23 protein-coding genes are annotated in these 23,596 nt (G+C 65.3%); 10 read left to right on the top strand and 13 right to left on the bottom strand.

Going from position 1 to position 23,596, the window contains the following annotated elements:
- Window positions 1-30: 30 nt before the first annotated feature.
- The 3 genes from J3E61_RS30590 (at window position 31) to J3E61_RS30580 (ending at window position 3,860) form a co-directional block, all read left to right on the top strand.
- Window positions 31-2,562 carry a hypothetical protein gene (locus J3E61_RS30590; protein ID WP_210086429.1) on the top strand — a complete coding sequence of 844 codons (2,532 nt, stop codon included), beginning with the start codon at window positions 31-33 and terminating at the stop codon, window positions 2,560-2,562.
- Window positions 2,563-2,585: 23 nt separating this feature from the next.
- Window positions 2,586-2,933 (top strand): hypothetical protein, encoded by a 348-nt coding sequence (locus J3E61_RS30585; RefSeq protein ID WP_210086428.1) that lies wholly within the window; start codon window positions 2,586-2,588, stop codon window positions 2,931-2,933.
- A gap of 81 nt (window positions 2,934-3,014) precedes the next feature.
- On the top strand, window positions 3,015-3,860 hold the full coding sequence (locus J3E61_RS30580; protein WP_210086427.1) for a hypothetical protein: 846 nt from the start codon (window positions 3,015-3,017) through the stop codon (window positions 3,858-3,860).
- On the opposite strand, the gene J3E61_RS30575 is transcribed toward J3E61_RS30580, so the two are convergent.
- Both J3E61_RS30575 and J3E61_RS30570 read right to left on the bottom strand, forming a co-directional pair.
- The gene (locus tag J3E61_RS30575) at window positions 3,803-4,621 is read right to left on the bottom strand and encodes a methyltransferase domain-containing protein (RefSeq protein ID WP_192722846.1); all 819 of its coding nucleotides are present in this window, start codon (window positions 4,619-4,621) and stop codon (window positions 3,803-3,805) included. The two genes, J3E61_RS30580 and J3E61_RS30575, sit on opposite strands and share 58 nt — an antisense overlap.
- Window positions 4,622-4,652: 31 nt before the next feature.
- A complete protein-coding gene (locus J3E61_RS30570) occupies window positions 4,653-6,659 on the bottom strand; it encodes an MMPL family transporter (RefSeq protein ID WP_210086760.1) in 2,007 nt (668 codons plus the stop codon).
- Between the two features lie 120 nt (window positions 6,660-6,779).
- Between J3E61_RS30570 and J3E61_RS30565 the strand changes: the two genes are divergently transcribed.
- Complete coding sequence (locus tag J3E61_RS30565; protein ID WP_210086426.1) at window positions 6,780-7,211, top strand: PAS domain S-box protein; 432 nt, start codon at window positions 6,780-6,782, stop codon at window positions 7,209-7,211.
- On the opposite strand, the gene aceA is transcribed toward J3E61_RS30565, so the two are convergent.
- Complete coding sequence (aceA, locus tag J3E61_RS30560) at window positions 7,208-9,508, bottom strand: isocitrate lyase ICL2 (RefSeq protein ID WP_210086425.1); 2,301 nt, start codon at window positions 9,506-9,508, stop codon at window positions 7,208-7,210. The two genes, J3E61_RS30565 and aceA, sit on opposite strands and share 4 nt — an antisense overlap.
- Before the next feature lie 163 nt (window positions 9,509-9,671).
- On the opposite strand from aceA, the gene J3E61_RS30555 reads away from it, so the two are divergent.
- Window positions 9,672-11,021, top strand: coding sequence for a HAMP domain-containing histidine kinase (locus J3E61_RS30555; protein ID WP_210086424.1), 1,350 nt, complete (start codon window positions 9,672-9,674; stop codon window positions 11,019-11,021).
- A 5-nt stretch (window positions 11,022-11,026) separates the two neighbouring features.
- Here J3E61_RS30555 and J3E61_RS30550 read toward each other — a convergent pair whose 3' ends face one another.
- On the bottom strand, window positions 11,027-11,761 hold the full coding sequence (locus J3E61_RS30550) for a DinB family protein (RefSeq protein WP_210086423.1): 735 nt from the start codon (window positions 11,759-11,761) through the stop codon (window positions 11,027-11,029).
- 257 nt (window positions 11,762-12,018) lie between these two features.
- Between J3E61_RS30550 and ripD the strand changes: the two genes are divergently transcribed.
- Entirely contained in the window at window positions 12,019-12,648 is a 630-nt protein-coding gene (gene ripD / locus J3E61_RS30545; protein WP_210086422.1) for an NlpC/P60 family peptidoglycan-binding protein RipD, read from the top strand.
- Between the two features lie 8 nt (window positions 12,649-12,656).
- Here ripD and J3E61_RS30540 read toward each other — a convergent pair whose 3' ends face one another.
- The 6 genes from J3E61_RS30540 to J3E61_RS30515 all read right to left on the bottom strand — a co-directional run bounded on the left by J3E61_RS30540 (window position 12,657) and on the right by J3E61_RS30515 (window position 18,645).
- A complete protein-coding gene (locus J3E61_RS30540; RefSeq protein ID WP_210086421.1) occupies window positions 12,657-13,454 on the bottom strand; it encodes an SDR family NAD(P)-dependent oxidoreductase in 798 nt (265 codons plus the stop codon).
- Window positions 13,455-13,486: 32 nt separating this feature from the next.
- Window positions 13,487-13,720: a hypothetical protein gene (locus tag J3E61_RS30535; RefSeq protein WP_210086420.1), complete on the bottom strand. Its 234-nt coding sequence runs from the start codon at window positions 13,718-13,720 to the stop codon at window positions 13,487-13,489.
- 56 nt (window positions 13,721-13,776) lie between these two features.
- Complete coding sequence (locus tag J3E61_RS30530) at window positions 13,777-14,364, bottom strand: hypothetical protein (RefSeq protein ID WP_210086759.1); 588 nt, start codon at window positions 14,362-14,364, stop codon at window positions 13,777-13,779.
- A 529-nt stretch (window positions 14,365-14,893) separates the two neighbouring features.
- On the bottom strand, window positions 14,894-16,465 hold the full coding sequence (locus J3E61_RS30525) for a class I SAM-dependent methyltransferase (RefSeq protein ID WP_210086419.1): 1,572 nt from the start codon (window positions 16,463-16,465) through the stop codon (window positions 14,894-14,896).
- A 41-nt stretch (window positions 16,466-16,506) separates the two neighbouring features.
- The gene (locus J3E61_RS30520) at window positions 16,507-17,913 is read right to left on the bottom strand and encodes a proline--tRNA ligase (RefSeq protein ID WP_210086418.1); all 1,407 of its coding nucleotides are present in this window, start codon (window positions 17,911-17,913) and stop codon (window positions 16,507-16,509) included.
- A 9-nt stretch (window positions 17,914-17,922) separates the two neighbouring features.
- Window positions 17,923-18,645 (bottom strand): hypothetical protein, encoded by a 723-nt coding sequence (locus J3E61_RS30515; protein WP_210086417.1) that lies wholly within the window; start codon window positions 18,643-18,645, stop codon window positions 17,923-17,925.
- 34 nt (window positions 18,646-18,679) lie between these two features.
- On the opposite strand from J3E61_RS30515, the gene J3E61_RS30510 reads away from it, so the two are divergent.
- Together J3E61_RS30510 and J3E61_RS30505 are read left to right on the top strand one after the other, a co-directional pair.
- Window positions 18,680-19,456, top strand: a complete 777-nt coding sequence (locus tag J3E61_RS30510; RefSeq protein ID WP_210086416.1) for a CDP-diacylglycerol diphosphatase — start codon at window positions 18,680-18,682, stop codon at window positions 19,454-19,456.
- A gap of 90 nt (window positions 19,457-19,546) precedes the next feature.
- Window positions 19,547-19,726, top strand: a complete 180-nt coding sequence (locus tag J3E61_RS30505; RefSeq protein ID WP_192722857.1) for a hypothetical protein — start codon at window positions 19,547-19,549, stop codon at window positions 19,724-19,726.
- A 17-nt stretch (window positions 19,727-19,743) separates the two neighbouring features.
- Here the strand turns inward: J3E61_RS30505 and J3E61_RS30500 are convergent, their stop codons facing one another.
- Genes J3E61_RS30500 through J3E61_RS30490 form a run of 3 tightly spaced genes read right to left on the bottom strand, consistent with a single transcriptional unit; the run spans window position 19,744 to window position 21,353 of the window.
- A complete protein-coding gene (locus J3E61_RS30500; protein WP_192722858.1) occupies window positions 19,744-20,238 on the bottom strand; it encodes an SRPBCC family protein in 495 nt (164 codons plus the stop codon).
- The gene (locus J3E61_RS30495; protein WP_192722859.1) at window positions 20,238-20,867 is read right to left on the bottom strand and encodes a nitroreductase family protein; all 630 of its coding nucleotides are present in this window, start codon (window positions 20,865-20,867) and stop codon (window positions 20,238-20,240) included. The genes J3E61_RS30500 and J3E61_RS30495 overlap by 1 nt, the downstream gene beginning before the upstream one ends.
- 3 nt (window positions 20,868-20,870) lie before the next feature.
- Entirely contained in the window at window positions 20,871-21,353 is a 483-nt protein-coding gene (locus J3E61_RS30490) for a carboxymuconolactone decarboxylase family protein (protein WP_192722860.1), read from the bottom strand.
- A 99-nt stretch (window positions 21,354-21,452) separates the two neighbouring features.
- Here J3E61_RS30490 and J3E61_RS30485 point away from each other — a divergent pair, with 99 nt between their 5' ends.
- Together J3E61_RS30485 and J3E61_RS30480 are read left to right on the top strand one after the other, a co-directional pair.
- Window positions 21,453-22,151 (top strand): hypothetical protein, encoded by a 699-nt coding sequence (locus J3E61_RS30485; RefSeq protein WP_210086758.1) that lies wholly within the window; start codon window positions 21,453-21,455, stop codon window positions 22,149-22,151.
- A gap of 7 nt (window positions 22,152-22,158) precedes the next feature.
- Window positions 22,159-23,595 (top strand): long-chain fatty acid--CoA ligase, encoded by a 1,437-nt coding sequence (locus J3E61_RS30480; RefSeq protein ID WP_210086415.1) that lies wholly within the window; start codon window positions 22,159-22,161, stop codon window positions 23,593-23,595.
- The last annotated feature ends 1 nt before the right edge of the window (window position 23,596 follow it).

The raw sequence follows: 23,596 nt of genomic DNA, 5'->3' as shown, positions 1-23,596 counted from the left end.
CATGCTGCCAACAAGACTGGGAGCACGAGCGTGACTGCGACGACCGAGCATGCCGGGCCATCGGGGGCGGTGCTGCGCCATGCCGACGGTGTCGAGCTGATTGGGGAAATGGCGGGATCTGGTTACAAGGTTCCGCCTTCCCTGGTCCGCCGCGCCGACGGGCAGACCATCCAATTGACCCCGCTGCTGTACGCGACGTTGCGGGAAATCGACGGCGAGCGCACCGCGGCCGAGGTGGCCGATTCGGTTTCCGAGTCAACCGGCCGAACGGTGACCGAGGACAACGTTCGGCACCTCGTCGACAAGCAACTGCGGCCGCTTGGCCTCTTGGTGGCCGAAGACGGCAGCCAACCGAAGACGAAGGTGCGAAACCCGTTGCTGGGCCTACGGTTTCGGTATGCCGTCACCGAACCCGAGCGCACGCGCCGGCTCACCGACCCGTTTCGATTCCTGTTCCGGCCGTGGATGGTCGTGCCCGTCCTCGCCGCGTTCGTCGGGGTGTGCTGGTGGGTGTTCTTCCGGAAAGGGTTGGCGCACGCCGCTTATGACGCCTTTGAGCGCCCCGGCCTGCTGATCCTCGTCTTCGCGGTCACGATCCTTTCGGCGGGCTTCCACGAATTTGGGCACGCCGCCGCGGCGCGCTACGGCGGTGCGACACCGGGAGTCATGGGCTTCGGTGTCTACCTCGTCTGGCCGGCGTTCTACACCGACGTCACCGACACGTATCGACTGGGGCGCGGGGGACGGGTACGCACCGACCTCGGTGGGCTCTACTTCAACGCAATCGTCGCGGTCGGCATCACCGGCTTGTGGTGGTGGTTGCAGTACGACGCACTGCTCCTGGTCGTGGCGACGCAGATCCTCCAGATGGTCCGTCAACTCGGTCCGATGGTGCGGTTCGACGGCTATCACGTGCTGGCGGATCTCACCGGCGTGCCGGATCTCTACTCACGGATCAAGCCGACGCTGCTCCTACCGTGGCGGTGGGGCGACCCGCATGCGCGGATGCTCAAGCCATGGGCCCGCATCTTGGTGACCGTGTGGGTGATGCTCGTCGTGCCACTGCTGCTGTGCACGCTCGCGGGCGCCGTTCTTGCACTGCCTCGACTGATCGGCAGCGCGTGGTCGGCACTTGGCAAGCAAGCAGATGTGTTGACCACGGCATGGGCGGACGGCGACATGATTCAGGCCACCGCACGGGTGTTGGCGATCGTCGCGATCCTGATCCCGGTCGCAGGCGTCATCTACATGATCGTCCGGACAGCGCGACGAAGCGCGCTGTCCGCCTGGCAGGGCACGGCCGGCAAGCCTGTGATGCGCACTCTGGCAATGCTTCTCGGCGCGGTGGTGGTGACTGGTATCGCGTATGCGTGGTGGCCGGGTGAGGGCAATTACCGGCCTATTCAGCCGTGGGAGCGCGGCACGGTCGGAGACATCGCGTACGCGTTGGGCGTTGAGCGGCTGGGCCACCGGCAGGCCACGGCCACCCCGAGCCCTGCCGCGGCTTCTCGGCAACTCGTCAAGGGGCAGCGCGGCGTCATCTCATCTGTGTGGGACACCCGTACCCCGCCGCCGACATTCACCCAGCCTCAGCTTGCCGTCATCCTGATCCCCAAGGCGGTGCCTGGCGCTCAGGTCGGCGGCGGTGGCGGCAGCGTCGCGACCCCGACTACGACGGCCGACCCCGGCTGGGTCTTCCCGGTCAGCAAGCCCTTGGCTCCCGGGCCAGGTGACACTCAGGCATTGGCGGTCAACACGACCGATAACACCGTCGATTATGAGGCCGCCTTCGCCATGGTCTGGGTCGACGACAACGCCGACGCGATGAACGTCAACGAAGCGCAGGCCTACGCATCATGTGACTCGTGCGCGGCGGTTGCCGTTGCCTACCAAGTGGTCTTCGTCATCGAAAGCGACGAAACGGACAACAACGTGGCGGCGCCGGAAAACCTCGCCGGTGCACTCAACTACAACTGCGTCAACTGTCTGACCTACGCGCTCGCCGAGCAGGTGTTCATCACGCTCGACCGGCCTCTGACAGACGAGGAGATGGCAAGACTCGACGAAGTCTGGGCGAAGATCGACGACCTGGAGGCACGAATCAACAACGATCAGTTGACGCTGGACCAGATCGACACGATCGATGACGAACTCGCGTCGTACACGACGCAGATCAAAGAGATCGTCGCGCCTGCGATGGCGACGTCGACCGCCCCGTCGACCGCGGTTCAAACAGCTGCACAGACGGCGGTCCAGTCTGCTCCGAGCACGGCGTCGACGGTGTCTGGAACCACGACGCAGCCGTCGACCGCCGTCACCACTGCGGCGCCCAGTCCCTCGCCGACCGTGTCATCGACCGCTACCTCGAGCCCCTCGCCGACCTCGTCGACAAGCGCGCCGACATCGAGCGCGGTCTCGTCAGCGCCATCGAGCACGAGCGGCCCGACGGCGTCGACGGATCCGACGTCTGGTGCAACCTCTGGCTCCACCACCAACGGCACGACATCTGGCGGGTCCACATCTGGTGGGTCGACTTCTGGTGGAACGGCTTCGTCGCCGTAGCGGCAGAACTAATATTTTCGTTTGTGACAACCTCGTCACAGCACCTTCTGACGCACGATCGGGCACTGACCCGCGGGCAGGCCCGACGCATGAGCCGGCGCTTCGGGGATGTCGGCGTCGTGATTCCGGCGACGCGACTGCGGCAGATATCCGCGGGGGCGCGTGCGGGCGAGGCTGAACTCACCGACGTCAGCTTTGCGATCGCGGCTACAGAGATACAGCGCGAGGAGCGGCAGGCCAAGCTGAAGCGCAACCAACGGCGGCTCGTGCGGTGGCTCATCGTCGCGGGCTTGGTGCTGCTCCTGCTCAACGCGCTGCTGTGCATGGCCTACGTGTTCTTCAGCATGGCCCTGCACGCCTATCCGTACTAGGGCGTTGAGGATCCACCAAGGGCGTCAGCGAATTCTGTGTGAGACACAGCAGCAGAAACTCTCATACGCAAGGAATTTCGGATGCCAACCACGACACCGCCGCGCCGGGCCGGTGCGAACTATGTCCATCTACGCGGTAGGTCCCTGGCGGCCATCACCACAGCCAGTCACTCGAGGTCCTGGATCAGTCACACTGGCAAATGGCTACCGGCACGGCTTCTGTTCGTCCTGACGTTGTCGGGGATGCCGATACTGGCGATCGCGGTAGACGTATTCGGCATTGTGCCACAACGTATTTCGGCGGTTGTTATCGTGGCGATGCTGGCAGGCGTGTTCGCGATCATGGCGATCTGGCCGCACCGCACCGACGTGATCGTTGGTCGGGCGCTCGTCGCAGGCATGGTGGCGTGCGCGGTGTACGACGCATTCCGGCTCTTCGCGGTGCACATCCTCGGTTGGATGGGTGACTTCATTCCAGCGATGGGCTCCTGGATCACCGGCGACGGGGACACGGCGGGCAGCGCCATCGTGGGTTACGTATGGCGCTACCTCGGTGACGGCGGCGGACTCGGCGTTGCGTTCTACCTCGTTGCGCTCGCAATTGGCCTTGACCGCTACCGTGCGCGCACCATCGTGCTGGCGGCCGTGGGCTACGCCGTGTTCCCGGTATGGGCCGGGCTGATCGCGACCGTGGCGCTCGCACCGCGCGGCGAGGAGCTGATGTTTCAGCTGACGCCGACCACGCTCACCACCACGCTCATCGGACATCTGATCTTCGGTGTCGTCCTCGGGTTTGCCTTCGTTCGCACGCAGCGCGATCGGCAGGCGGTCGGTTGGCCGTGGCCGCCGCTGCGCGAGCTGCTGGGCCTCTATCGGGCGCGCCGTCTGCCGGTAGCATCACGCGGCCGACGGGCGACAACGAATTGAGAGATACCGCGCAAATCCTGCTCGATGTCGATGAGTCCGGCGGCAGTGAAAAACGTTGGGACAGTGCTGCGGTCGAAAACGCGGACCCCGCAGATGGTAGCGCCGAGTTCGAGTCCCTTGCGCAGCAGGAAGGATTCGCGGCCATAGGTTGTCATGACCGCGATGCGACCACCGGGGGAGAGTACCCGAACCATTTCATGAAGCACGGCGAGCGGCTCGGGCATCAGGTGCAGAGCGGCAAAGCAGCTGACCGCGTCGAATGCGTGGTCGTTGAACGGGAGATCGAGCGCATCACCGCGCATGTAGACAGCGCGCGAGCAGGCGTTGTCCCGCGCCGCGCGTTCCATCATCGGCACCGAGTTATCCAGGCCGACGACGAACCCGTCCCCGGCAAGTTGTTTCGCAAAGAACCCGGTGAAGTTGCCGGGACCGCAGGCGACGTCGAGAACTCGCTGCTGGCCTTTCAGACACAATGCAGCAGAGGCCCTTTCGCGCTCTGCGTCGATGGAGATCCCGTGCAAACTCAACGCCGCGACCATGATCGGGCGCCAGAGGTGTTGATAGATCGCGGCCACCGCCGGGCTGTTCATTGCGCGTTGCGCGAGGCTGCGCCCGGCGGGGGCGCTGCGCCCCAGCAGGTCGGTATAGCCGTCGCAATATCGCATCGACCGCAGCGCATCGTGGCGGATCAGTCCGCGCGCGAGCGCCGGTACCCATACTGCATCGGCTTCGGTTTCCGCCCCCGACCGTTCAACGGTCATAGTTGTGTCACGCAGCAGGTCGCCGAAAAGTTCACCGCATCGCGTCGTCGACTTTCGCAGGCCACCAAATTCGCGGGCCTATCACCGTGAACAGCGCCGGGATCAACACCGTGCGCACGACGAAGGTGTCGAGGAGGATGCCAAGTCCGACAATGACTCCCAGTTGTGTGAGCACTATCAACGGCAGCACCCCCAGCACGCAGAACACCGCTGCCATCACGATGCCTGCGCTGGTGATCACCGGCCCCGTGGCAGACACTGCCCGGATGATCCCGTCACTAGTCCCGTACTTGGGAGTCTCTTCCCGCGCACGGGTGACGAGAAAGATCGTGTAGTCCACACCGAGTGCGACGAGGAACAGCGCCGCGAAGAGAGGAGTGGTGTAGTCCAGCGCAGGCATGCCGAGCAGGTGCACACACGTCCAACCGCCTACTCCGAGAGCCGAAAGCGCGCTGAGCGCCATCACCGCGACCAACACCAATGGCGCCAAAGCCGCACGCAGTAGCGCATACAGCACGATCAGCACGACGGCGAGGATGGCCGGGATCAGCACGCGACGGTCGCGCAGGGCGGCGTCCCTGGCGTCAAGCGCCTGGGCGTCGGAGCCGCCGACCAGCGTCGTCGGTTCCACCGTTCTGACCGACTCCCGCAGCGCGGCAATCGTTTTGAATGCATCTGGCGACGCAGGGGCGGCGGCGACGATCACGTCCCATTGCGTCAGCCCCGCAATCGACGCCCCCGCCTCACTGACTGAGACCACTCCCGGCGACGTCGCGATCGCATGCGCAATCGCCTCGGCGCGATTACTGGCGCCGATCACCCGGGTTGGGTCGGTCAGGCCGCTTGGGAAGTGCGCCGAAAGCACTTCGTAGCCGGTGACCGATTCGGCCCGGACCCGGAATTGCTCGATCTGCGACAGACCGATCGGCAGACCGACCACACCCACGCCCAGCAACACGAGCACCGCACAGGTCACCACCGAGACGCGACCGGCGTGATCTGCAACCCAGGCCGCGGTGCGGTGCCAGACGCCGGTGGTGACAGCAGAAGGGTCTCCGCCGCGCGGGATGAACGGCCAGAACAGCCGACGACCGAACACCCGTAACAACGGCGGCAACACCAGCAGCACGAACAACACGGCGATCAGGAGTCCGCACGCGGCGTGCACTCCGAGGCTGCGTGTCGCCGGGGCGACACCGAAGACCAGAACGAGCAGCGCCAAGACGACCGTGGCGTTGCTGGCGACGATCGCGGGCCCGGCGCGGCTGACCGCGGCGCGCAGCGCATCGGCGTGATCATCGGTCTGCCTGAGTTCCTCCCGATAGCGCGAGATCAGCAGCAACGCGTAATTCGTGCCCGCGCCGAAGACCAGCACGCTGGTGATGCCGGACGTGGCTCCGTCGAACGGCAATTCGGTGAGGCGTGACACGACGGTGCCGACCGATGTCGACAATCCGTCGGCAAAACCTATGACGGCCAACGGAACAAGCCACAGAACCGGCGAGCGATAGGTGACGATCAGCAGCACCGCAACCACCGTCGCCGTGACAGCGAGCAGAGTGATGTTGGCATTGCTCATCGCGTCGGTGATGTCGGCGATGAACGCCGGGCCGCCGGTCAGGTGGACGGCGAGATCCCCCGGAGTGCCGGCCGCCGCGGCAGTACGAAGCGCGGTGATCATGTCGCGCAGCGCGAATCCGGAAAACCCTGCAGCAAGGGGGACGGGCGTGACCGCGGCACTGCCGTCCTGCGACGTGGCAAGCGGCGGACCGACGGGGACCCCGGCACGCAACAGCACGCGCTGTCGCGCAGCTGCTGCGGCCGCCAAGTCCGAAGCACTCAGTCGTGCACCATCGCGACGAGATATCACCAGAATCGCCGGCGGTTGGTCTTGGCCGGGAAAGGCCGCCAACAATGCTGCCGCCCTGGCTGATTCGGCAGACGGCGGGAGTTGCAGCGGCGGCTTGTCGGCACCGGCGTTGGCCCCCGCGAGTGCGATGAAAACCCCGCCGCCGACCGCGATCAGCAGCGCGATCATCCAAGAGCGTCGGTGTGTGACGACTGCGGCCACGCGATCCCACCCGGCCATAGCTGAACGGTAATGGACCGAGCTGCTCGCATCGGTGAACCTCGCGCCGGCGCCTGCCGTATCAGAGGTATGGACGCTTGCGACGCGACCGGCGCTGACGGACGCGCCAGCGTAACCGTTGACCGCAAAGGCATCATCCGGAAGTGGGGCGAGGCGGTCACCGATGTCGTCGGCTACTCAGCCGACGATGCGCTCGGCCAAAGCCTGGATGTCGTGATCCCACCGGCTCTTCGGCCCATGCACTGGTGGGGTTTCGACCAGGCCATGAAGTCAGGCCGGCTGAACAAGGAACTGTTCAAGGTCCCTGCCGTGTGCAAGGACGGACGCATCATCGTTGCGCACGCAACCATCGACTTGATCGCCGGCAAGGCCGGCACCGAAGGCGCTGTGGTGACCTTCGTCGGCGTCGGGTCTCCCTGGCAGGGCAGGGCATGGCAAGCCGCCCTTGCGCCCGTCGATGCCGCACGCCGCCTCTGGCGCCGGGTGCGGCCCAGCCGCTAGTCCTCCTTGCGGATCAACCGGCCCAGCGCTTGGCGATCCGGCGCGAGCAGCTCGTCGATCCGTGGTTGGTTCACGTCGGCGACGATGATCTCGCCGACCTCCTGGTACACATCGCTGAAGATGCCGTGCGACTTCATCTTCTCGGTTTGGTAGATGTTGTCCTCGGTCGGCGTGACGTAGTAAACGATTTCCGGCTTGAAGCGGTGGATCAGCCACAGATGGATGACGTCCATCAGGCGCTTCTTGCGCAGCTTCTCGGCGAACGTGTTCTGGTCGCGCACAGTCAGAATGCTGCGACCGTGCCGGTCCTTGATGGGGTCGACGATCACGTTCGCGAGCTTCTCGTCCTCGCCGCCTTCGCGTTCTCCGAAGATGCCGAGTTCGAGGACGTCGGAACCGGGACGCGTCGGCCGCAACTGCACACGTAGCTTCTCGCCGATCTGGTTGTGCTCGCCCCACATCGCCAGCCACTCCTCGAGCAGCTTTTTGGGCACCTCGGTTTGCACCAGATGCTGATGCTGGGTTGAGCCCTTGCCCATCGCCTTGGTGGTCGCGGTGCGGCCGGACGACGCCGCCAGCGCGGCATCGCTGCGCGGCCCACCGACCAGGGTTTGCGGTGTCCGATAAGGCGATTCGACCAACCGCATCTTGCGCTGCAGACGCGCCAGCGCGAGCATGCCGTCCTGCCGCAGCGCGGTGGCGAACTCCTCGGAGGCGACACCGTCGACCTGGTGGCCGCCGTAGGTGATGAAGTTGAAGACGAAACCCATCTTGCCGAGTTCCTCTGGGAACGCCCGCATTTCGTCGTCGGTCATGCCGGTGGTGTCCCAGTTGAACGACGGGGAGAGGTTGTACGCCAGCATCTGGTCGGGATACACGGCGTGGATCGCGTCGGCGAACTCGCGGGCATCCGCGAGATCGGCGGTCTTGGTCTCCATCCAGAGGATGTCGGCGAACGGCGCGGCCGCCAGCGACTTGGCGATGGCGTACGGGATACCGCCGCGCACCTGGTAATAGCCCTCGGGCGTCTTGGCGAGCTCACAGTCCCAGCCCACCGCGGCGCCGAGTTCCCTCGCCTTTTCGCGGGCGGTGTACATCGGCGCCCGCTGTGCGAATTCTCGCCATTCGGCGACGCTCATCGCGGGCGGCTCGCCTTCACTCTCGCGGAACTCGAGCAGCTCGGCGACGGCCTCGCCGTAGGTCATCAGCCCGGCATCCACCTGCCAGGCGTCGACGAACTCCGACTCGACCTTGTCGAAGAGCGCATCGATCGAATTGTCGGCGCGGTCCTGGTAGGCCGAGGCGGCCTCGCTGACCGCGGCCGCGATGCCGTGGCGTTCCAGCCACGCGTCGGCGGCCGCGTATTCACCTTCGGGCAGCGCGTAGAGCAGGTGACCGTTGATCTCGCTGACGCCCTGGTCGTAGAACCGCCGCACCATCGCCAGGAAGCAGGCCTTGTACGACGGAATCTTCAAGTTGGTGACACCCAGCAGGAAGGGCTGGTCGCGTTCATCGGCACGGCTGTCGGTGAGGTTGGCCGCCTCGGCGTCGGTGCGCGCGACGATGATGCCGGGCACCCTCATCACATCGAGCTGGAACCGAGCGGTGTTGAGCCGCTTGATCTGTTCGTCCGACGGAACCAGCACCTTGCCGCCCTGATGTCCGCACTTCTTGGTTCCTGGCCGTTGATCCTCGATGTGGTAGCCGGGCACGCCCGCCTCCACGAAGCGACGAATCAGGTTGCGCACGTGAGGATCTCCGCCGTGGCCGGTGTCGGCATCGGCGATGATGAAGGGGCGGAAGTCGGTCGCGGGCGTGGTGGCACGCTGCTCGTCGGTCATCTGCAGGCGCAGGTACTGCTGATTGCGATCGGCGGTCAGAAGTGCGCGCACCAAGCCGGCTGCTTCCTCCGGTACCTGGCTCAACGGATAGCTGGCCAGATCGGGACCCGGATCCTCGGTCGTCGACCCCTTTGCGGAGGTGGCCCAGCCGCCGAGGTAGATGCCCTCGATACCCATTCGCTTCATCGCCACTGCCTGGCCCGGCGAGTACGGGCCGAAGGTGGTGATGCTCTTCTTCTGGGCGAACAGTTCACGCAAGCGGGGATAGAAGGCTTCTGCGGCCTCCCGCGCCACCGTGTAGTCGGTGGGAATGGTGCCGCGTTGCTCGACTACCTGGCGTGCCGAATAGAGACGAATGATCCCCTCGAACCGCGGGCTGTCGAAGTAGCGCTGCGTCTCGGCGACGGCGCGCTCGTAGGGTGTCTGCGGTGCTGCGTCCGCTTCGATGATGGCCATGGGTAAATGCTCCTCTTTGAGCCAGTTCGCATCGCCGGCCCCCCGGTGGGCCGCTACAAGACCTGACGATACGGTGCGGCTTTCACCGGCGATGCGGTAATCAGCAAGCGCTGACTTCCGGCAAGATGGCAGACATGTACGGTCCGGCGCGGCGAGCGTCCTAGTGCAACGCGGCCAACTGCAGAATCTGCTGCTGACGCGCGTGCTCTCGCTGCGCATCATCGTCATCGTCGCGGCGCTGTCCGTCGTCGCCCTGGTCATCACGCTCGGCGCGTGGGTCTGGATCGGGGTGACCAACGACCAGTACAGCCAACTGGACCGGCGGCTCGACTCGGTGAGCAGTCTCGGCGACATCAGCAGCCTGCTGCGTAGCGCCCAGAACCAGACGCCCGACCAACTCACCCCGAACGGGGCTCTGGTGCGGACCGCACGCGTCGGGCGCGCCACGGTGTCGGTCCCGAGCGACATCGTGTTACCGCAGTTCGACAACGGCTACGCCAACACCACGATCAACGGCGTCGAGTACCGCGTCCGAACCTTCAACGCGGGGGTCGCCTCGATCGCCGTCGGTGCGCCGCTGGCCGAGACGCAGCACCGCATCGACGATCTTCACCGACGCGTCTTGTTGATCTGCAGCAGCGTGATCGTGGGCACCATCCTGGTCGGCTGGGTGATGTGGTTGATCATGATCAATCCGTTCCGGCTGCTGGCGCAGCAGGCGCGCGCCATCAACGCCCAGTCCAAACCCGACGAGGTGCAGGTGCGCGGCGTGCAGGAAGCAGTCGAGATCGCCGAGGCCGTCGAGGGAATGCTCGCCCGCATCGGTGACGAACAACAGCGCACCAGGGCTGCCCTTGAATCCGCCAGGGACTTCGCCGCGGTCGCCTCGCACGAGCTGCGCACGCCGCTGACGGCGATGCGCACGAACCTCGAGGTGTTGTCGACGCTTGACCTCAGCGATGAGCAACGCAAAGAGGTGGTTGGCGACATCATCCGGACGCAGAGCCGCATCGAAGCGACGCTCACGGCGCTCGAACGGCTCGCGCAAGGCGAGTTGACCACGGTTGACGACTTCGTCCCTGTCGACATCACCGAACTGCTCGATCGTGCCGCGCACGACGCGATGCGCAACTACCCGAATCTGCATGTGTCACTGGCCAGTTCCACCACCGTTCTCATGGTGGGGCTGCCCGCGGGCCTGCGGTTGGTGATCGACAACGCGATCACCAACGCCATCAAACACGGCGGCGCCACCGAAATCCGGCTGAGCGCTGAGAGTTCCAGCGACGGCGTCGAGATCGCCATCGACGACAACGGCGACGGGGTGCCCGAAGATGAGCGAGCCGCGGTGTTCGAGCGGTTCTCGCGAGGGTCGACGGCGGCACGCTCGGGCTCGGGGCTCGGACTCGCGCTGGTGGCCCAGCAGGCCGAATTACACGGCGGCACTGCGGCATTGGAAGCCAGCGCGTTGGGCGGGGCGCGTCTCGTGCTGAGGTTGCCGGGTCCCAAGTAGCGACCTCAGGCCTGGAGCGCGTCCAGGTCACGCTCGGCATACAGTCGGTGGTGCCATTCCTCATTGAGCACGATGAGAAGGCATTCCTTCAGCGGGAAGTCCGCCAACCGCGGCCATCCGGGCTCCGAGCGTGTCACTTCGGTAGCAAGCTGCGCGTCGGTCAGTGATTCGAGCAGCCGCCGGACCATGGCCTGGCGTTCGCGGCGGACGGTGAGGACTTCCTCGAGTGAAGGTTGAGCTTCGCGGTCCCAAGGGATTCCGTCCCAGCCGGGTGCATCGTCCCATGGCAGATCGAGCGGATGCCACGGCGAGGCGTTGCCGAGCGCCATCCGGCCTACCCAGGCCGCGCTGGCGAAGTTGAGGTGGCGCAACGTCTGAATGAAGGACCACTCGTCGTCGACGTTGTCGTGCAGCATGGCTGCCGGAAACGTCTTCGCCCGCGCCACGGTGCCCTTCCACAGTTGTTCGAGGATGGCCCACGCCTCGCGAAAGCCGTCGCTGTCGTCGGGGCGCATCTTCGCCCGCTGCGGCATGCGGCGATTCAGTTCGGCCTCGACGAGCGGGGCGATGTCGACGCCGTTGACGACGACGTTTTGCACCTCGCCGCTGATGTCGACGTCGACGAGTTCGACGCCGCGCATCCGGCAGCCGCTGAAGTCGACTGCCCTCATCTCGGCGTTACGGAGACTGACGCGCTCGAATCGGGCTCCCGTCAGGTCCTGGTCGTGGAACGCGATCATGCACATCACGCTAGTGCGTGAAACAGCAACTACCTGAGCAATATTCGGCGATCGGTCACGGATCGTCACCGGGGTGGTCACGGTAGGGCAAAGAATCCCTGGCCGAGCTGGGAAGAAGCTGGGAGGTGGGAATCTTCTGTTGCAAGAGTGAATATAGTGACTGGTGTTAATTAGATAGTCGCCGCGGTCATGGATGCCCGCAAACCGCATATACGAGTTGGATGTGGCAGCCACGCCACAGGATGAAGGAAGCACGAATGAAACGCATCTGCGCCGTGATGATCGGGTTGGCATTGCTGATCGCGACGCCAGGTGTCGCGACTGCCGACACAACGCATCAACAGGCGATCAACATCGTGATCCAGCGGGCACTTTCACAGCGGGGAGTGCCGTTCGCATATGGCGGAGGCAACGTCTCGGGCCCCAGCCTCGGCACTGTCGCGGTGGATGCCGCGGTCGATCCCGCCGCACCCGCCCTCGGGACCGCTCCGCTGACCGCGGCCACCCCGGCGCCCGCCACCGCGCCACTGCCCGCGAACGCCGGGGCCACGGGCCTCAGCCTTACCCCTGTGACGACTCCTGCACCTGCCGCTGAACAGCGGGTGAGCCGTGTCGGTTTCGATGCCTCCGGGCTGATCGTCTACGCATTCGCGGGCGCCGGAATCAAGATGCCGCGGTCCTCGGGCGAGCAGTACAAGGTCGGCCAGAAGGTGCTGCCGTCTCAGGCGCTTCCGGGCGACTTGCTGTTCTACGGACCCGACGGCAGCCAGAGCGTCGCGCTTTTCATCGGCAACGGTCAGATGGTCGAAGCGACTGACGCCGGGGTCGCGGTGTCGCCGGTCCGGACCAACAACATGGCTCCGTATCTGTCGCGGATCATCGCCTGAGGCGGGCCTTACCGCTTCTCTGTCTGACCTGACGCAACGGCATCCGCCGCTTTCGTCGCAGCGGCGCCTGCGAGTCGGCCCGAGATCTCCGGCGCCATCATCGCGAGGCGGGCCAAGACGCGCTGACGAAGCGGGGCCACTGAGATCTCTGACCTGTCGTGCTCGATCGCACGGACGACGGCGTCGGCGACCTGCTGCGGCGTCCCCGTGCCGAGGCCGGGCGGCGCTGCGGCGCCGCTTTCGGCGAACATGCCTGCCTCGCGAATCAACCCCGGCGTGATGACCGAAACGCCAACACCGCTGCCGCGCAGGTCTTCTCGTAGATTCAGCGCGAAGCCACGCAGGCCGAACTTCGTGGCGGCGTATAGGGACGCCCGCGGCATGGCCGCGAAGCCCGAGATCGACGAGACGAACACGAAGTGCCCGCTGCCCCGCTCTTGCCAGCGGGGCAGCAACTCGCGTGTCATGCGCACCGGCGCCTCGAGGTTCACCCGAAGCGCGCGGCTGATGTCGTACTGACTGAAGCCATCAAGGCGCCCGGACGCGGGCAGTCCCGCATTGGCGACCAGCACGTCGATATCGCCGGCCTGCTCGAGCAACGACAACGACGCACCGTCGTCCGCGAGGTCAATCGCGATCGTGGTGTGCCCGCCTCCGGGTAGAGATCGCGCAAGCTTCACCAACTCCTCGGCCTTGCGAGAACTCAAGATGAGCCGTGCACCCCGCGCCGCCAACGCAGTTGCGATCGCCCTACCCAAACCGCCGGTCGCACCGGTCAGAAGTGCAGTTCTGCCCCCAAGGTCCATGTAGGTGAACCTACCTCCGGGCGACCGCGGATTCACAGGTTCAACAGCAGCACAATGGCTGTCGTCGCAAACACCAGTACCAGCGCGGCGACGGCGAGGAGGCCGACGACCGTCGCGGGCCGCAGCCGTCGCCGCGGTCGCGGCGCTGGCTCGGATAGACCCGACGTCTGCGCCGAATCCGGGGGAGTGGCACCGGGTGCGACGCCGCCGCCGGGCTCGAGACCGGGGGTTCGTGCCGGATCGGGGTCCGGGGGTTGGGCAGTCATACGACGACCGCATACCCCGTCGCACTTCCCCTACACCTGAGACCTCGGATTGCCTCTTACGCGAGGTGCGGCTCCAGTTCGGCAACCAGCTTCGCCTTGCCGCCGAAGCCGATCACCCGGTGGATCTCCTTGCCGTCCTTGAACATGATCATGGCTGGGATGCCGCGGAAGTTGAATCGCTCCCAGATGCCGTCGAACTGGTCGACGTCGATCTTGCGTACCACGATCCGTCCGGCCCATTGTTCGGCGAGCGCGGCGAGCACCGGTGTCACCATGCGGCACGGCCCGCACCACTCAGCCCAGAAGTCGACAAGCAGCGGCACGCCGGTCGAGCTTTCTGCAGGGATGTCCTCCGGCGTGATGGGCGCCAACTGGTCACGGGCTACCAAGTACGCCTGCTTGTCCTTGGCCTCCTGCGCCAGAACGTCGGCCGGTACCGGCTCACCGTTCGAGCGCACCCAGCTCGTGATCTCTTCGAAGCGCGGGCCCGGTGCATCGGGCACCCCGCAGGCCTCGTTGATGGCGGTGTTGAGGTTTTGCAGTGCCTGGCCGAGTCGCTGACCGCTGCCTTCCAGCCCGAAGGCGCGAACGGCGACGGTGCCGCCGGCCCGGTGCACCTCGGCGTCCGCGAACAGCCGGATCATGTACTGCTCGTCGTCCGTCAGGGCCCACCGGATCGACATTTCGCGCAGTTGCGCCAACTCCCTGGCTGCTGCCTCGTCTTCCGACAGCCGTCTGCCATGCTCGCGCACGTACGCCGCAAACGGCTCGAATTCCGAAGACCCTGGACCCGCACCCAACTGCTCCCGCAGACCTCCGAGGAGCTGTTGGTAGATCTCGTCCTCGTTGGCGCCCTTTGCATCCAGGCTGAAGGCGGGCCAGTGGCCGACGACGACGCCGTCTCGTCGTTCGATCTGCACGCCCTCGAGCAGTTTGATCACGTACGAACCGTCACCGGTCAGTTGGACGGTGAACTCGTGATTGCTCTCCATGCGGACCTCCCCGAAGACAGTCCCAACCCAGCGTGCCAGCCAATACCGATTTGGGCAAAGATCAAATCGCCATGGGCACCCTTGCCGATCGGCGCCGCCAATATCGGCGCCTGCGTGCAAACCGTTGGGGCACAGTCGTTTCTAGTGAGAATCACTGCCCGCTGAGGATGAGCGCCAGGGCCTAACGACCTGTTAGCAGCTTCATCTCGGCCAGGTGCCGCGGCAGCGCGTCGATGTACTCGGCGAGCGCGGCGCGCTCCATCGAAACCACCGGCAACAGTGCATCGATGAGCGCATCGCGATCACGTGTGCCGTCCAGCAGCGGCAGCACGTGGCGGTCCAGCGGCGACAACAAATGTGTCTCGTGCCAAATGTTGAATGTCGAGGCCTGGGTCTCAGTGTCGCTCAGTTCCACCATCCGGCGCGCCGTCTCGTCGAGCCGCAGCGGTTCCGACGCCGGAGTCGGCGAGACCGGATCAAGCCGGTACCGCGACTGGCCCTGCAGGATCAGCACGCCCATCAGATTCTCGACGACGTCAGACAGGCCGTCACTCGGGGTGAGGCCCGCGTCGACCAGCCGGCTGTGCACCGCATCGACGAGCTCTTGGCGTGACAACGTTGACGGCCACCGCTCGCTGAGCGCGTCGAGGGCAGCCTTGATGCCTGGGTCGTTGGTGAACAGCGTCGCACCGTCGGCTTCGCGGAACTCCTGTCGGGAGTTGTCGAGGCGAGTCGGCCCGTCGACGGGAGGAACCCACGCCGCGATGTGCAGGTCGCGGATGCGAGTTCGGTCGGGGTTGTACCGGATCTGCTGCTCACGTTCGGCGTGGACGAGCAGCGATTCCCGGAACATTCGGTTGACGACGAAATCGATGTACTGCTCCACCAGTACCTGCACCCCGCCGCACTTTTCGAGCAGGTGCTCTTCGACCTTGGGGCCGTAGTTGCCGGGAAACATCGCTTCGGGTCTGGCTTCTCCGAGGAACGCCAGGCCGTGCGCACGGGCACGCGCCAGCATCTCGGAGAAGTAGCACGGCGAGTTGAACGTCTCGAGTTCTTCGTGCAACAGGTACGAATCTCCGAAACCCTCTGAGTGGGAACGGAATTCGGCAACAACTCGCGACAATACACCGTCGGAGGGCGCCACCTCCTCGAGGAAGTCGACCACGCCGCGCGCCTCGCGCGCCTTCTCCGCGGGAGAAGTGGCGCCGCCGCTGGCCAGCAGCATGGCGTCGCGAAGGACCTCTTTGGTCTTCCATCCCGGATACACGTTGTAGCTCATGTAGGCCACTCCGTCGGGCGCCAGCAGCGTGCGGAAAGCCGCCAGCAGAGCTTCCTGCACGTCTTGGGGCACCCAGCTGTACACGCCGTGGGCGATGATGAAGTCGAACTGGCCCAAGGTCGTCAGGTCCATCTGCGCGATGTCACCCGCGACGAATTGCACATTGTCCAGGCCCAATGCGTCGACCTTCGCGCGGCCCAAGTCGACCTGCACCTGGGAGAGATCCAGCCCAACGACACGTGCTTGCGGATGCGCAGCGGCAAAGGGAATGATGTTTCCGCCTGTGGCACAGCCGATTTCGAGTACTCGGGCGGTGGATACGTCGGGTGTTGCCAAGCCGAAGAGATGCGCTACCGCGGCCAGCTGGCCCGGTGCGGACGGCGGAAACGAGACCGAGGTGTACGGCGTTGTGTCGTAGTCGGCACGTAGCCGGTCGATAGCGTCGTCGACGTCGTCAGTTGGTTGAAGCACGCCAACATCGGATCACAGCCGTCTTAACAACAGGTGACGCGTCAGTACGCCCGGGCAACGTAGGCGAGGGCACCCGCATCGTTATCGGCGTCGGGTAGGGACCCATCGGCGCGCTGCAGGCATCGCACAGTGAGGCCGCTGGCGGCCAGGTCCTGCTCACCAGCCGTGCCGACCAGCTCCCACGGCAGCCGAGCGACGCCCGTCTGCGCGACCTCGCGCACCTGCTCGAACGAGGCGCAGTCCGTGATTGCGGCTTCGCGGCGCGCCGTCGCCGCCGCGAACATGTCGTCCTGAATCTGGGACGTCAGCCGTTGTACCTCGTCTGCGACCTTGTCGATCCCGACCTTGACCTTCTCGCGGGTGTCGCGCCGGTAGCACAAGGCGGCGTTCTCGGCGACGTCGCGCGGCCCGATTTCCACCCGGATCGGTACACCTTGCAGGTCCCAGTCGGTGGCGCGCCACCCGAACGCCTGATCGGTGTTGTCATCCAACCGGGTGCGCACTCCGCGGCGGGTGAGCTCCTCGACCACGACGGAAGCGGCGCGACTGACGTCGCCATCGGTGTCCTTGACCACCACCACGACCGCCTGCACGGGTGCCAGCGCCGGCGGCAGCACCAACCCGTTGTCGTCGCCGTGGCACATGATCAGCCCGCCGAGCATCCGGGTGGACGCACCCCACGACGTGGTCCAGCACAACTGCGCCGCGCCTTCGGCATTGGAGTAGCTGATATTGAACGCGCGGCTGAACCTCTGGCCGAGCTCATGTGAGGTGGCCATCTGCAACGCCTTACCGTCGCGCATGATGCCCTCGCACGTCATCGTGTTCTCCGCGCCTGCGAAGCGCTCCTTGGCAGTCTTGCGGCCAACGATCACCGGCATCGCCAACACGTTGCGCAGGAAATCCTGATACACGTCGTGCAGGATGCGGCGGGCATACTGCCGCGCATCGGCCTCCGTAGCGTGGGCGGTGTGGCCTTCCTGCCAGAGAAATTCGGTGGTGCGCAGGAAGATTCGGGGCCGCAGCTCCCATCGGACGACATTGGACCACTGGTTGAGAAGCAGCGGTAGATCGCGGTAGCTGTCCACCCATTTGGCCAGGTATTCACCGATGACGGCCTCGCTTGTCGGGCGGATGGCCAGCGGTTCGGTCAGCTCCTTGCCGCCGCCGTGCGTGACGACCGCGAGCTCAGGGCTGAAGCCCTCGACATGCTCGGCCTCGCGCTCGAAGAAGTTCATCGGAATCAGCAGGGGGAAGTAGGCATTCAGCGCGCCCGCCGCCTTAATGCGCCCGTCGACCTCGGCCTGCATCCGCTCCCATATCCCGTAGCCGGTGGGCCGGATCACCATGGTCCCGCGGGCTGGGCCGTTCTCAGCCAGCTTCGCCTTGGTCAGCACATCTTGGTACCAACGCGGGAAGTCGTCACGCTGAGGAGTCAGGACCGCCATACGCCAAGACTAAGGGCGGGGGAGAAGCGATATTTTCTGCCAGATCTTGTCGGAGAGCTCGGTCGTAAGGGTCTCGATGTAGGAGATGGTTTCGAGCACCACGCTGTCGGTGCTGTACTCGCCGCACAGCGCGGCGGTTTTGGCGGTGAGGCTCAGCATTTCCGAGCAGTAGCCCAGATAGTGGTAGAGCTGGTCGGCGTCGAGACCGTGCACGATGCTCTGTTCGGTCGGCGTGTAGGTCGGACTGAGCTGCTCCGGATCCTTGGACAGCTGGTGCATGTCGATGACATGGGCCAGTGATCGCATCCGGTGTAGCAGGCGCAGCATCGTGCGCCGCTCCAAACGCTCGGGGAAGGCCCACAGGAAAACGACCGCGATCGCCGCGAACACCAGATCGTTGATGATGCTTTCGACGAGCGGCACCCAGTCCGCAGTGCGAGCCAGTCCGTCGATGACGACTGAGCGCAAGCTGTAAACGAGCGCCGCCAACGTGACCGCGACGATCGTGATGCTCACCGCGCGGGCCACCAGCGTGGTGCGTCGAAGTCGGTCGTGTGACTCTTCGGCCTGGCGCTGGACCGAAACGACCAAGTGTCCGAGGTCGCGGGCCGCCTTGGTCAAGCCCCGCTCGCCGAACCGCGCTTGGATGCGGCGTTCCAGATGGCCGACGGTCGCCGCGACATGGTCAGCGGCTAGCTGGACCTCGTCGCCCGCCGGGCTCGTACGCGCCACGTCATGACTGTAAAGGGGCAGTAGCCTTCGTGACGTGAATCGTCGGCGGTGGTTCCCGTTCGCATTGGCGCTGATCGTTGCCACCGCGGGGGTGACCGCCGGACAGGCGGGCGCCGATCCGAACGCACTGTGGACGATCGTTCACGACCAATGCGTCCCTGATCAGCAGGCCAGCGGCAACCCCGGCCCCTGCTCGCAGGTGAACATCGTCGCGGGGGAGCAGCGCGGGTATGCGGTACTCAAGGACCTCGTCGGCCCGACGCAATTCTTGCTGATCCCTACCGAGCGGATCCCCGGTATCGAGAGCCAAGTGCTTCTCGAGCCAGATGCGACCAACTACGTCGCATCGGCTTGGGATGCAAGGAGTTTCGTCGACGAGCGGGCAGGCGTCGACATTCCGCGCGACTGGATCAGCCTCGCGATCAACTCTGCGGTAGCGCGGTCGCAGAACCAACTGCACATTCATATCGACTGTGTGCGCGCCGACATCCGGGACGCCGTGAAACGCCGGATCTCCGATGTCGGCCCGGATTGGGCGTCGTTTCCCGAACCACTGCGCGGACATCCATATCAGGCGATGGTCATTGACGGTGAGACGCTCGATTCAGCCAATCCGGTCCAGCTACTCGCGAAACACGCCGACGATATGGGACTCGAGACCCTTGTTGTGGTCGGCGCATATCTGCCCGATGGAAAACCGGGGTTCGTCCTGCTCGCAAGTCGCGCCGACCCGGCTGCGGGAAATCCAGGGGCAGGCGAGGAACTGCAGGATCACGCCGCCTGCCCGCCGCGCGGCCTATGGGGCAAGTAGCCGACGACGGTGACTGAACTGTGCGGCCCTGCCGAACGTGCCTTACGTGCAGGGTCCGCCACGACCGCGGACCCGGGACGGAGTTCACCGATGTCTTGGAAGATCGTCACGGCCGTCTGTTCGTCCGGCCTGATCATCGCCGGCGCCGCGGCGCTGGGAAGCGTGCCGGGAAATACGGGACCGCCGCTGTCGAACTCGACCACTACCACGAGCACAACGACCCCGCCGAGCACCATGCAACACTCGCCGGGATACATGGGCGGCTACTGACGGAGCCGCCAGTTGGACTACGCCAGCCGCGTGACGCGACCGGCGAAGCCCAGCGCGTGCTCATAGGTGTCGAGGTTGTCGCGTGAGATCTTCGCGTGGACAGGACGTTCCAGCAGGAACCGCAACACCGGGTTGTAGGCGTAGTACGTCTCGTGGAACGTGAGAATTGTTGTGCCGTCGGGTTGTTCCTCGAGTTCGTGATAACCCTCGGCTCGCGACCACAGCGGCTTGCCCACCGCGGTGTAACGCGACAGCCTGTTCAACTTCGCTTCGGTCACTGTTTCCCACGACCGGCCCTTGCCGCCGGACAGCAGATATTTGGGCACCTCGAAAATGCAGGTGCGCACCAAACCCTCACCCGCCTCGTCACCCTCGTTGAGGATCTCCATGCTGCCGGTGGGCCATTTGAGCACCCGCGGCTTCGGGGCGTTCGGCGGTACCGGGGGATGCAGTACCCGCCATACCCGTTTCGGGGGTGCGTCGATGTGAAATCGCACTGTGTAGGACTGCATTACGGTTCTCCCCAAGTATTCCAGAACGTGATGCTTTCCGCGGGCGGCCGCGCAGCCGGCCGGAAATCGGTGCCGATCGTGTAGGCAACCGGGAACAGCGCCGCCTGGGTCACGGTGTCGGGTATCCCGAGCAGATCGCCTACCTCGCGCTCCTTGGCCAAGTGCATTGTCGTCCACACCGATCCCAGACCGCGTGATCGCAGGGCCAGCAGGAAACTCCAGCCGGCAGGAATGATCGACGCCCATGCCGAGGCCGCCACAAGTTGGTTGGTTCCGTCGAAACGGGTTGTCAAACAAGGAATTACATGGACAGGTACCTTGGCCAGCGTCTCGGTCAGCCCGAACGCGCTCTCATACACGCGCCGGGTCTGGGCATCCGATGCGGTCGAGGCGGCCTGAGCCAGGTACTCGGCTCCGATGCTGCGGTAGATCTCGGCGATGGCGGCGCGCTTGTCCGCGTCGGTGACGATCACCCAGCGCCAGTCCTGCGCATTGCTCGCCGTAGGCGCCTGCATCGCGAGCCGCACGCACTCCAGGATCACGGCACGATCGACCGGCCGCGTCAGGTCGAGGCGCTTGCGCACCGACCGCGTGGTGGTGAGCAGTTCGTCGACCGAGGCGATGTCCACCGGTCAGACGTCGATCGGACAGGATTGGTCGACGCCGAGCACGGTCAGTGACCGCCCGAGGCCGAGGAACACGGCGATGCACAACGTCAGGTCGAGGATCTCTTCGTCGCTGAACGACTCCCGTACTCGCGCGAAGAAGGCGTCGTCAATCGAGGCGTGTGCGGTGGCGAACCGCTCGGCATACTCGATGGCCAGGCGCTGCCGCGACGTGTAGCTCGGATAGGTGGCGTAGTCGGCGACATTCTCGTAGAGATCGGGTGCGATGCCCGCGTCGAGCACGGAAGGCGCGCGGAAGTCCGAGCATGCGACGCAGTCGTTGATTTGGGCTATCCGCATCCTGGCGAGCTCGCGTTCATCGGCCGGAAGAATGCTTTCCTGGTACGCCCCGCGAATCATCCGCTCGACCATCGCGCCGAGCTGCGGCCGCAGGGTCCAGATCATCGCGGCTTCACCGCCGGGACCATCCGGCACATCAAGCCTTGCCATGAGCGAACTTCCTGCGCGTGAGGACCGTTACCCTTTTGAGGAAACCAGATTCTCAGCGTCGCTGTCCAGATGCAGCGGCTGCCCTTGGAGGTCTCGGCAGTGTTGTTCATGCATGAGGTGCACCACGTACGCGGGCGCACGGAAGACGCATTCGAGGCCGCTTACCGCGAGGGCTGGATGCCGCTGCTCGCCGCCGGGGAGGACGCCCGGCTGCTCTGGTACGCCAACCACGCCCACGGCAGCGGGCCCGCCTACACCGTCGTCACGGTGACCGCCGTCCGCGACGGCGCGTCATGGGAGCGTCTGGCCTTGCGGATCCAGCAGGGCGACCTTCGGCAATGGATGCGCGACCTCGACGAACTCCGCTACGACGTCGACGCGAAATTGCTTGTCCCGCTTGACTGGTCACCGATCAGGGACGTCGACTTCGACGAAGTACCGGTCGACGGCCGCGAACACGAGCTCACTTTGTACATGGAAGACACGATGTGGCCGTTTCCGAACAGGGTCGGCGAATACATCGAGCGCTGCGGCGAGGTGTACTCCAAGAGCCTGGATCGGCCCAACCCGCTGCTCACCATCGAGGCGGCGTTTCAGCCTGCCCTCGGCAGCCAGCGTCGCCGGGAAGTGTCCCTGATGCAGCGAATCCACGACCCCCAGGCCCTTCTCCGGCTGCTGCAGACCGACATTCCACCCGAATACCGTGGACCGGGAACGTGGATGCACGACGCACTCGAATTGCGCGACCAGTGGACCAGCCGGCTGCTGCGGACATCGTCATGGTCACCCCTGCACTGAGGCACCCATGAACATCGGAACGATCATCGACGCGGCCGCAGCAGGCGATCCCGGTCGCAGCGCGCTGATCATCGACGAGCGCGTCATCAGTTACCGGGAACTGGCCACCGCCACCGAGAACTGTGCCGCGCGACTGGCCGACGAGGGATTGGCGGGCGAGCGCGTCGCCGTCGTCGACACCGGAAGCCTCCTGTCGATCGCGACGATGCTCGGCGCTGCGCGGATCGGCGCTGCTGCAGCACTGATGAACCCCGCCCTGACGCCGCCGGAATTACGCGCGCTGGTGTCGAACGCCGGTTGCGCCACGGTGGGCGTCGCGGGGGAACCATTTGCCGACCGACTCGTCGGGGCGGGCGTCTCCACGGTGTTCACCGCCATTGATCTGCTGGGTGACGCCGACACGACACCGGTCGCCGTGGACGTTGATGACGTCGACGCGCTGGTCCTGTTCACCAGTGGCACGACGGGGCTGCCGAAATCCATCGCGATCTCGCAGCGCCAGCTGAGCGCCCGAATCACCGCAATCACCACACCTTTTCGCCCAGATGCGCCACCCACTGTCAGCATGATGAGCGTCCCGTTCTTCCATGTCGGCGGTGCCATCGGGGTGCTCGGCAACTTGTATGCGGGCAACACCTATGTGATACAGCAGCGGTTCGACGCCGGACAGTGGCTGCGTCTGGCGCAGACACACCGGGTCACGACGACGTTCATGGTGCCGACGATGCTGCAGCGGATCCTCGACCATCCCGACTTCGACTCCACGGATTTGTCATCGTTGACCGCAATCGCATACGGAGCTGCCGCTGCACCTGTCACGTTGGTGCGCAGGGTGATGGCGGCGCTGCCGAATGTGGGGTTCGCCAACGTGTTTGGTCAGACTGAGACCTTGGGCGCCTACACGACGCTGCTGCCAGACGACCATCGCGACCCCAACCGGGTGGGGTCGGTGGGTCGGCCGTTGCCAGGCGTCGAGGTTCGCGTGGTTGACCCGGACACGGGAATCGACGTCGAAGCGGGCGGGGTCGGAGAGTTGTGGGTCAACACGACAGCACATGTCGGTGAAGGTTGGCTACACACGGGCGATCTCGCGCGCCAGGACACGGATGGCTACATCTATCCCAGCGGCCGGTTGAAGGACACCATCAATCGTGGGGGAGAGAAGTTCGGGCCGATCGAGGTCGAAGATGCCATTCGGACCCACCCCGCCGTCAGCGATGTTGCGGTCGCAGGAATCACCGATCACGAGATGGGCCAACGGGTAGGCGCCGCGGTGGTGATTGACTCCCCGCTGACGCTCGAGGAGCTGCGGTCGCATTGCCGCGAGTTGATCGCCTACTTCAAACTGCCGGAGCGGCTGAAGATCGTCGACCACATCCCGTACAACGACACCGGCAAGGTCAACCGCCGCCAACTCGCCGCGCTGATCGCCGACGAAACCTGAG

The organism is Mycobacterium sp. OAE908 (assembly GCF_017872775.1).
Classification (GTDB): domain Bacteria; phylum Actinomycetota; class Actinomycetes; order Mycobacteriales; family Mycobacteriaceae; genus Mycobacterium.
Note: the sequence above shows the minus strand (reverse complement) of the source record. Positions and strands in the feature narration are given on the sequence as shown.

Excerpts from the sequence above, each read along its gene's own strand:
- J3E61_RS30580 (WP_210086427.1), top strand. The coding sequence starts at position 3,015 with ATGCCAACCACGACACCGCCGCGCCGGGCCGGTGCGAACTATGTCCAT.
- J3E61_RS30575 (WP_192722846.1), bottom strand. The coding sequence starts at position 4,621 with ATGACCGTTGAACGGTCGGGGGCGGAAACCGAAGCCGATGCAGTATGG.
- J3E61_RS30570 (WP_210086760.1), bottom strand. The coding sequence starts at position 6,659 with ATGATCGCGCTGCTGATCGCGGTCGGCGGCGGGGTTTTCATCGCACTC.
- J3E61_RS30565 (WP_210086426.1), top strand. The coding sequence starts at position 6,780 with ATGGACGCTTGCGACGCGACCGGCGCTGACGGACGCGCCAGCGTAACC.
- aceA (WP_210086425.1), bottom strand. The coding sequence starts at position 9,508 with ATGGCCATCATCGAAGCGGACGCAGCACCGCAGACACCCTACGAGCGC.
- J3E61_RS30550 (WP_210086423.1), bottom strand. The coding sequence starts at position 11,761 with ATGATCGCGTTCCACGACCAGGACCTGACGGGAGCCCGATTCGAGCGC.
- ripD (WP_210086422.1), top strand. The coding sequence starts at position 12,019 with ATGAAACGCATCTGCGCCGTGATGATCGGGTTGGCATTGCTGATCGCG.
- J3E61_RS30540 (WP_210086421.1), bottom strand. The coding sequence starts at position 13,454 with ATGGACCTTGGGGGCAGAACTGCACTTCTGACCGGTGCGACCGGCGGT.
- J3E61_RS30535 (WP_210086420.1), bottom strand. The coding sequence starts at position 13,720 with ATGACTGCCCAACCCCCGGACCCCGATCCGGCACGAACCCCCGGTCTC.
- J3E61_RS30530 (WP_210086759.1), bottom strand. The coding sequence starts at position 14,364 with ATGATCCGGCTGTTCGCGGACGCCGAGGTGCACCGGGCCGGCGGCACC.
- J3E61_RS30520 (WP_210086418.1), bottom strand. The coding sequence starts at position 17,913 with ATGGCGGTCCTGACTCCTCAGCGTGACGACTTCCCGCGTTGGTACCAA.
- J3E61_RS30505 (WP_192722857.1), top strand. The coding sequence starts at position 19,547 with ATGTCTTGGAAGATCGTCACGGCCGTCTGTTCGTCCGGCCTGATCATC.
- J3E61_RS30500 (WP_192722858.1), bottom strand. The coding sequence starts at position 20,238 with ATGCAGTCCTACACAGTGCGATTTCACATCGACGCACCCCCGAAACGG.
- J3E61_RS30490 (WP_192722860.1), bottom strand. The coding sequence starts at position 21,353 with ATGGCAAGGCTTGATGTGCCGGATGGTCCCGGCGGTGAAGCCGCGATG.
- J3E61_RS30480 (WP_210086415.1), top strand. The coding sequence starts at position 22,159 with ATGAACATCGGAACGATCATCGACGCGGCCGCAGCAGGCGATCCCGGT.